This window comes from uncultured Granulicatella sp. (assembly GCF_963515615.1).
GTDB lineage: Bacteria > Bacillota > Bacilli > Lactobacillales > Aerococcaceae > Granulicatella.
In genome coordinates, this window is sequence record NZ_CAUPZT010000061.1 from 1 (window position 1) to 7,740 (window position 7,740).

A 7,740-nucleotide genomic window follows, 5' to 3' on the forward strand; every position below is an offset into this window, starting at 1 on the left:
GTAGCGCATGACTGTTAATCATGATGTCGTAGGTTCGAGTCCTACTTGCGGAGTTCTTTTTTTTTGCCCAAAATTCAGTAACTTGCTGCTTTAGCTCAGTCGGTAGAGCGTCACCTTGGTAAGGTGGAGGTCGCCGGTTCAATCCCGGTAAGTAGCTTACATAAAAATATAAAATTAAGTGAGACTGGTGAATACCAGTCTTTTTTGTTTTTCAGTTATATACTAATAAACATTATTTTGTAAGCTTTTTTGAATGTTTATAGTATGGTATAATCATCGTATGTTTAAAGAGGAGTTGTAGAAAGTTATGAAAAAAACATATTTTATTATTGGAGATGTTCATGGAGAAGATAAAATGCTCGATGAAATGTTGAAAAATTGGGATGAAAGTACTCAACAATTAGTTTTTCTTGGAGATTTAATTGATAGAGGTCCTAATAATAAAAAAAGTGTTTTAACAGCGATGAAATATGTTCAAGAGAAAAATGCTTGGTATGTCATGGGAAATCATGAAGTGATGTTTTTAGCGTGGATTGATAATCCAGAAGAGCGCTTTGATCATTATATGAGAAATAATGGGAATACTACTATAAACCATCTGTTAAATCGTCCTGTAGATACAGAAATTGATTCTTTAAAAGATTGCGAATTAGTAAAAGAGAAATATTCTGAGTTAATTACTTTTTTAAGAGAACGTCCTTTATATATTGATGAAGGAGATGTGTTATTTGTTCATGCTGGAGTAGATTTAAGATTAGATCATTGGTTAGACACTGTTCCAAAAGATTTTTACTGGATACGTGAGCCGTTTCATACAGGAAAAAATACAACAGGTAAGACAATTATTTTTGGACATACTCCATTAAAAGGATTAAATGAAGATGGAGATTATATGAAATTATGGCAACATGATGGAAAAATCGGAATGGACGGTGGAGCCGTTTTTGGTGGAGCTTTACATGGTGTTGTATGGTATGATGGTGAGATTCAAAAAATTTATAGTTTAGAACACAAAGATTTCCATTAATGGAGGTAAAGAATGAAGAAAAAAGCAGTTTTATTATGGTTTGTCTATTTTTCAAATTTGATGATTGTTCCTCGATTTTTTCTAACACAAGCTGAAGATGGTACATTACATGTAGATAGAAAAGTTTATATTTTAGTTCAATTGATTACAGCTATGTATGCAGTGTGGTCTTATCGTGAAGTGATTCAAAGAGGCTTTGAAGATTTAAAGAAACGTAGATTTATTCGAGATATTGCGATTGGCTATGTAGTTCGAGTAGTCCTTACTATGCTTTTGGCTCTTGTTGTTCCATTACAGCAGACAGATAATCAAGCCAATATTGAATCGTTATTAAGTTCTACATCTATTGTATTAATGCTAATCTTAACTTGTGTGGTTGCACCAATTGTGGAAGAATTAGTATTTAGGGAAGCAATTATTGGAGCTTTTAAAGATAAAATGAATCCATGGATTTTAACGGCAATTTCTATTTTCTTCTTTGTTTTACTGCATTCAATTTCCAATAGTGGTGGAATTGACTGGAGTGCGGCGTTGATGTATGTTCCTCTAACAATTCCATTAGTTGGGATATATCGTTATTATAAGGATAATGTTGCTGCTTCTATGTTAATGCATTTTGTCAGTAATAGTGTTGCGATGATATTTTTAATTGCTAGAGGGTTCTTATCATGAAAACAATCCAAGAAAATCAATTTAAATTTATTATTCGTTATGGCTTATTCATAACAGCATTAGCAGAATGGGCTTTTTATCAACCTTTTAATGCTTATCATTTATTGCTTTTTCTAGGAATGATGATTGTAGCTCAATTAGATTATTATTCGCTTCAATATCCTTGGGTAATTTTAGTTCAAGGAACTTTAATTTTAGCATTTTGTTATGTTTCAGCTCACCTTTCGATTAGTTTACTGCTTTTATTATGTTTTGAAATTAGTTTTCGATTTTCATCCATGCATGCAATTATTCTTCAAGTAATGATTAGTCTAGTAGTTATTGTATTGGGGATGAAGCAACAACAATGGTGGGCGATTCCAGTGATGATTTTTGGAAATGTATTATTTTATTATGGTGCACATCTTGTTTTAAAATTAAATGAACAAGAAAACTTATTAAAAGAGCAAGAAAATCAATTGTTTGAACAGAAAAAGGAATTGCAACAAGCCCAATATACAATGGGAACGATGAAGGAATTATATACTTTACAAGAGAGAAATCGTATATCAAGAGAAATTCATGATTCAGTGGGGCATAGTCTTTCAACGATTATTATTCAACTAGGAGCGATTAGTAAATTAAGTGAAGAAAATAATCCTCAAGTTTCTCAAATGAGCACACAATTAAGAGAATTTGCAGTGAAAGGGTTACAAGAAGTGCGTACTGTAGTGCATGATTTAAAACCAGAACAACTAACGAAACAACAACTAAATGTCGCTTTAGAAGAATTTATTTATGAAACGAAACAACATAGTGGAGTAGAGTTTGTCTTTCGACAAAATAAACCAACGATTCAACTTACTAAAGAGCAAGAGTTAACCATTTTTAGAGGAGTGCAAGAAGCAACGACAAATGCGATTCGTCATGGAAAAGCAACTAAAATTACGCTATTAATGATGTATTCTACAAATGAACTCATTGTATCAATTATGGATAACGGAGTAGGATCTTCAGCTATTTCACTAGAAGGTGGATTAAAAGCTTTAGAAGAGCGACTGCATGAACTACAGGGGCAATTAGAAATCAAAAATTCTGAACAAGGATTTACAGTACAAATGAAATTGAAAGGAGAATCCAATGTCTGAAAAAATTAAAGTGATGTTAGTAGATGATGAACAATTAATTCGATCTGGTTTAAAAATTATGCTAGAAACTTATGCAGATATTGAAGTGATTCATCAAGCTGGAAATGGACGAGAAGCATTTGAATGTTGCAAAATCGAAGTTCCAGATGTAGTATTAATGGATATTCGTATGCCAGTAAGTACGGGAATTGAAGGAACTAAACTGATCAAAGAAGCTTATCCAGAAGTGAAAATCGTAATGGTGACAACCTTTCAAGATACGGAATATATAGTAGAAGCGATGCAATATGGGGCTTCAGGTTATTTATTAAAAGATAGTAGTTATGAAGCTATCTATGATGGGATTAAAGTTGCTTTATCTGGAAAAGTAGTGATGGATGCAACAGTTTCTGAAAAATTAGTGATGCAACCAAAAGTACCAGCTTCTTCTATAGAAAAAACGGATATTTCTTCATTCGGCTTAACGGATAGAGAAATTGAATTGATTCGACTTGTATCTCAAGGGTTAAATAATAAAGAAATTTCAGAAGCATTATTTTTATCTGAAGGAACGGTTAAAAATAATATTAGTACAATTTTATCAAAATTAGCTTTGAGAGATCGTACGCAATTAGTAATTTTTGCTTATGATCATCATATTCGCTAATAAAAGTAGTTTAGATAACTTTTCTTCTTAGAGGAAACATGTTATACTGAACTCAATTCAATAGAGAAGCATTTGGGGTGCCGAAAGGCTGAGATCATACCCATTGAACCTGTTCTGGATAATGCCAGCGAAGGAAAATGACGATCAAGTATAGAAGAGGGGTAACTTACAGTTTTTAAACTAGTATTTTATTCCAATCTATGATTATGCGATGAATCCCCTTTTGTTAAAATACGAAAGGGGCTTTTTATATAGTTTTAACGTATTGTTTCTGTCAGCAGGAAACATGTGCTTTCGAATTGAAGTAAAACACCAAAGTGTTGCCATCATTTTGGTGAGTTTTCCCTTTTTCTCCACTATCAGAGTTGTGCCTGATAGTGGAGTTTCTCTTTATAGGCTATCAGTTGATTTTTATATAAGATTCGGTACAATAACAGTATGAATGAAGGAGGTTCCTTATGAATAAAAAAATGATGATTTCATTATTAACAACTTTGACTTTAATAAGCTTCACAGGAGTGGCAGCACAAGAAACATCCAAACAAGGATGGGTAAAAGAAAATGGGTTCTGGTATTTTTATCAAAATCAAAAACCTGTGATGAAACAATGGCAAGGAAACTATTATTTAAAAGCTGATGGAAAAATGGCTGAAAAAGAATGGATTTATGATCCTGATTATCAAGGTTGGTATTATTTAAAATCGGATGGAACGTATGCTTATTCAACTTGGCAAGGAAATTTTTATTTAAATCCAAATGGAAAAATGGCTTTGGCGGAATGGGTTTATGATGAGTCTTATAAAGCTTGGTACTATTTAAAAGGAAATGGTATTTATGCACGTTCTGAATGGCAAAAAGACTATTATTTAAAAGCTGATGGTAAAATGGCTAATTCAGAATGGGTGCAAAGCACTTTTGAAAATGCTTGGTACTATTTAAAGGCAGATGGATCTTATGCTCGTAATGAGTGGGAAGGATCTTATTACCTAAAATCAAATGGTAAAATGGCTAATTCAGAATGGATTTTTGATCAAACTTATCAGGCTTGGTATTATTTAAAAGGAAATGGTGCTTATGCTCATGATGAAGAAATAGATGGATACTATTTAGAATCAAATGGTAAAATGCGTGAATCAGAAGAAGCTCATTTAAGAAGAGAGCTGGATAATAGTGTACAATCTCAAAGAAAACAATATGAGAAAAAAGCATTAGAAAAAGCCATTCAATGGTTAGAGTCCGAAGATTCAATCACTATAAATGATGATTTTGCAAAACGTTTATACCAATATGGTTCAACTGAGCAGGGGAAACATCAAGAAAATATTTCAGCTTTAAATATATTAAGTAAAGAATTATTAAAAGCAAATCAAAAAGAAATAGGTGCTATCTCTAATACATTATTAGCAAAATATAATCTTCGTACAATGCCAGAAGATATGAAACAATCTTTAAGTTTATATGCAGCATCTCTTATTAATTCTGTTCGTCAACAAATGAAATTATCTCCTGTAAAAGTAACAGATACAATGGTTACTATTGCTGAGAAAATTGCGAAAGAATATATTCATGATGGGCGATTTATTGCTGATGGTAAAGGGCATGATGCATATGCTATTAATAAAGTAGTGGAACAATATGGCATATTAACTTCTCAAGATCAATCAAAAGAAAATGGAAAACAATATTTTGAAAATGCGATTAGTACTGATTTCCAAAATAAAGATTATTTTACAATTCGTGCTGAATTAAGAGAAGCTATTTTGATATTTTTATTTAATGGAATGGAATATGACCATGCACAAAGCATTGCTGGTGTAAACTTTGGAAATACTTATCAAAATCAGTATTTTGCTGTTGGATTAGGAGCTTCTGGACACTTTATTCAAGTGGAGGATTCCTATATTGAAAAACAAGGTTCATTACCATTTTCAAAAGTAGAAATTTCTCAAAAAGTTCGCACAGATTATGAACAAAAAGTGATTCAACGTTTGAAAGAACAGTTAGCAAGTTTACAATAATCGATTAAAAGTGGGCAATCATAATTGCCTGCTTTTTTTATCCACAAATTTCGTGAATAGTATCGTAATTTCTTGATTATTCGTACTAAAATATGCTATCCTAACAAACGTACATAAAAAAGAATTACTACGATTTAGAAAAGGAAGGAGTTAGTATGAGTTACGTTTCAGTTGAGAATTTATCATTTTCGTATGATAATGAGCCCGTTTTAGAAAACATTAGTTTCACTGTTGAACCGGGAGAGTTTGTCATATTAACAGGTGAAAATGGTGCAGCAAAATCCACTTTATTAAAAAATATTTTAGGATTATTAACTCCAAAACAAGGAAAAGCAACAATCGCAACCGTTAATACACAAGGAGAAACATTATCCATTGGATATGCCCCACAACAAATTTCTTCTTTTAATGTGGGATTTCCTTCAACCGTTTATGAATTAGTTGCTTCAGGTCGTTACCAACAAGGTCGTTGGTTCCAACGATTAGATAAAGAAGATCATGAACATATTGAAAGAGCCTTAAAATCTGTTGGAATGTGGGATGAACGCCATAAACGTATTGGCGAATTGTCGGGTGGTCAAAAACAAAGAATCTGTTTAGCGCGTATTTTTGCAACAGATCCAGACTTATTTGTGTTAGATGAACCAACAGCAGGAATGGACAAAACAAGTAGAGAGCGTTTCTACCAACTCTTACATCACAGTTGTGCACATCATGGAAAAGCAATTTTAATGGTGACGCATGAGGAAGAAGATTTGGAACAATATGTGGATAAACATATTCATTTGATGAGAAAGGAGGATTCTCCATGGAGATGTTTTTCTATGGTTTCATGCAAAGAGCATTCATCACAGGATTAGCAATGGCGATGATTACACCAATTTTGGGCTTATTTTTAATTTTAAGAAGACAGTCATTATTGGCAGATACCTTATCGCATGTTTCCTTAGTGGGTGTTTCTCTAGGCTTATTATTAGGCTATAATCCTACCTTTATGACATTAGTAGTGGTAGTTTTAGCAGCTATTGTGTTAGAAGTAATTGGAAAATATTTTAAAGGTTATTCAGAAGTGACCGTTGCGATATTAATGTCTGGCGGGATGGCGATTGCCTTAATTTTAATGAATTTCCAAAAAGGTCGTTCAACGATTAGTGTAGATCAATTTTTATTTGGTTCCATTGTGACGATTACACAACAGCAAATGGGATTGATGATTGCTTTAGCGATTATTGTAGTCGTGTTATATTTGATTTTTAGACGACCATTATATGTTTTATCATTTGATGAAGATACTGCTTATACGGCAGGATTACCTGTTCGTTTGATGACACAAGTTTTCACGATTATTACGGGTGTAGTCATTTCAGTGATGATGCCAATTGCTGGAGCTTTATTGGTTTCAGCGGTAATTGTGTTACCAGCTTCGATTGCGATTCGTTTGACGAGAAGTTTTACAGGAGTGATTGTGTCAGGTGTGCTAATTAGTATTTTTGGTATTTTTACTGGGTTAAGTATGTCTTATGAATTTGATACACCACCAGGTGCTACGATTACTTGTGTATTCTTAATAATTTTAGTCATTAGTTTATTTGGAACAATGATTAAAAATCAATTCAAGAAATAAAGTTGAAGTCTCGAAAAGTTTGTCTAGCAGATTTTTCGAGATTTTTTATATTTTATGGAATGTTGACAGGTAGAGGAAAAGCAGAGTATAGTGACTGTACTAAGTAATTGGAGGATTAAAATGTTAGGTCAAATCTTTTCAAGTATGGCAACAATTGTCATCATGATTAGTTTAGGATATGTATTACAAATAAAGGGCTGGTTTGATGAAAATTTTTCAGCAAGTATTTCTTCCCTTATTATTAAAATTGCGTTACCCGCTTCGATTATGATTTCTGTTTTAAGATTTATCTCAAAGGAAAAAATGATTGAATTTGTTGGAAGTTTAGGAATTCCACTATTGAGTGTTATTATTGGATATTTTCTTGCTTGGCTAATCGTTCAAATGTTTGGTATTCCTAATGAACGTAAGGCGACGGTAATGAATACGATTGTCAATGCGAATACGATTTTTATGGGAATGCCTTTGAATTTATCTTTATTTGGTGAAGAGGCTATGCCTTATTTTTTAGTATATTATGTAGTGAATACTTTATCGACGTTTACAGTGGGGACGTATTTATTTGCTTATTATAATCAGCAACATGATGGAAAAGGAATTCAATGGAGTCGGATTTTCTCACCACC

At 32.6% G+C, this 7,740-nt stretch carries 7 protein-coding genes, 1 tRNA gene, 2 pseudogenes and 1 riboswitch; all 10 genes and pseudogenes read left to right on the plus strand.

Annotated features, from left to right (window positions below):
* Positions 1-84 precede the first annotated feature (84 nt).
* A tRNA-Thr gene (locus tag RYL55_RS07865) sits at positions 85-157 on the plus strand.
* A 150-nt stretch (positions 158-307) separates the two neighbouring features.
* The gene (locus tag RYL55_RS07870; protein WP_315008466.1) at positions 308-1,027 is read left to right on the plus strand and encodes a metallophosphoesterase family protein; all 720 of its coding nucleotides are present in this window, start codon (positions 308-310) and stop codon (positions 1,025-1,027) included.
* Between the two features lie 12 nt (positions 1,028-1,039).
* Entirely contained in the window at positions 1,040-1,699 is a 660-nt protein-coding gene (locus tag RYL55_RS07875; protein ID WP_315008468.1) for a type II CAAX endopeptidase family protein, read from the plus strand.
* The gene (locus RYL55_RS07880; RefSeq protein ID WP_315008470.1) at positions 1,696-2,826 is read left to right on the plus strand and encodes a sensor histidine kinase; all 1,131 of its coding nucleotides are present in this window, start codon (positions 1,696-1,698) and stop codon (positions 2,824-2,826) included. Before RYL55_RS07875 ends, RYL55_RS07880 begins: the two co-directional genes overlap by 4 nt.
* Positions 2,819-3,472 (plus strand): response regulator transcription factor, encoded by a 654-nt coding sequence (locus tag RYL55_RS07885; RefSeq protein ID WP_315008472.1) that lies wholly within the window; start codon positions 2,819-2,821, stop codon positions 3,470-3,472. Before RYL55_RS07880 ends, RYL55_RS07885 begins: the two co-directional genes overlap by 8 nt.
* 63 nt (positions 3,473-3,535) lie before the next feature.
* Positions 3,536-3,625: riboswitch (TPP riboswitch) on the plus strand.
* Between the two features lie 380 nt (positions 3,626-4,005).
* Positions 4,006-4,542: pseudogene (locus RYL55_RS07890) on the plus strand (N-acetylmuramoyl-L-alanine amidase family protein); the annotation flags it as partial.
* 126 nt (positions 4,543-4,668) lie between these two features.
* Positions 4,669-5,490, plus strand: a pseudogene (locus RYL55_RS07895) (SEC10/PgrA surface exclusion domain-containing protein); the annotation flags it as partial.
* A 155-nt stretch (positions 5,491-5,645) separates the two neighbouring features.
* Complete coding sequence (locus tag RYL55_RS07900; protein WP_315008473.1) at positions 5,646-6,350, plus strand: metal ABC transporter ATP-binding protein; 705 nt, start codon at positions 5,646-5,648, stop codon at positions 6,348-6,350.
* Entirely contained in the window at positions 6,299-7,114 is an 816-nt protein-coding gene (locus RYL55_RS07905; protein ID WP_315008475.1) for a metal ABC transporter permease, read from the plus strand. Before RYL55_RS07900 ends, RYL55_RS07905 begins: the two co-directional genes overlap by 52 nt.
* Before the next feature lie 120 nt (positions 7,115-7,234).
* On the plus strand, positions 7,235-7,740 hold a 506-nt coding region (locus tag RYL55_RS07910), incomplete at its 3' end, for an AEC family transporter (protein ID WP_315008477.1).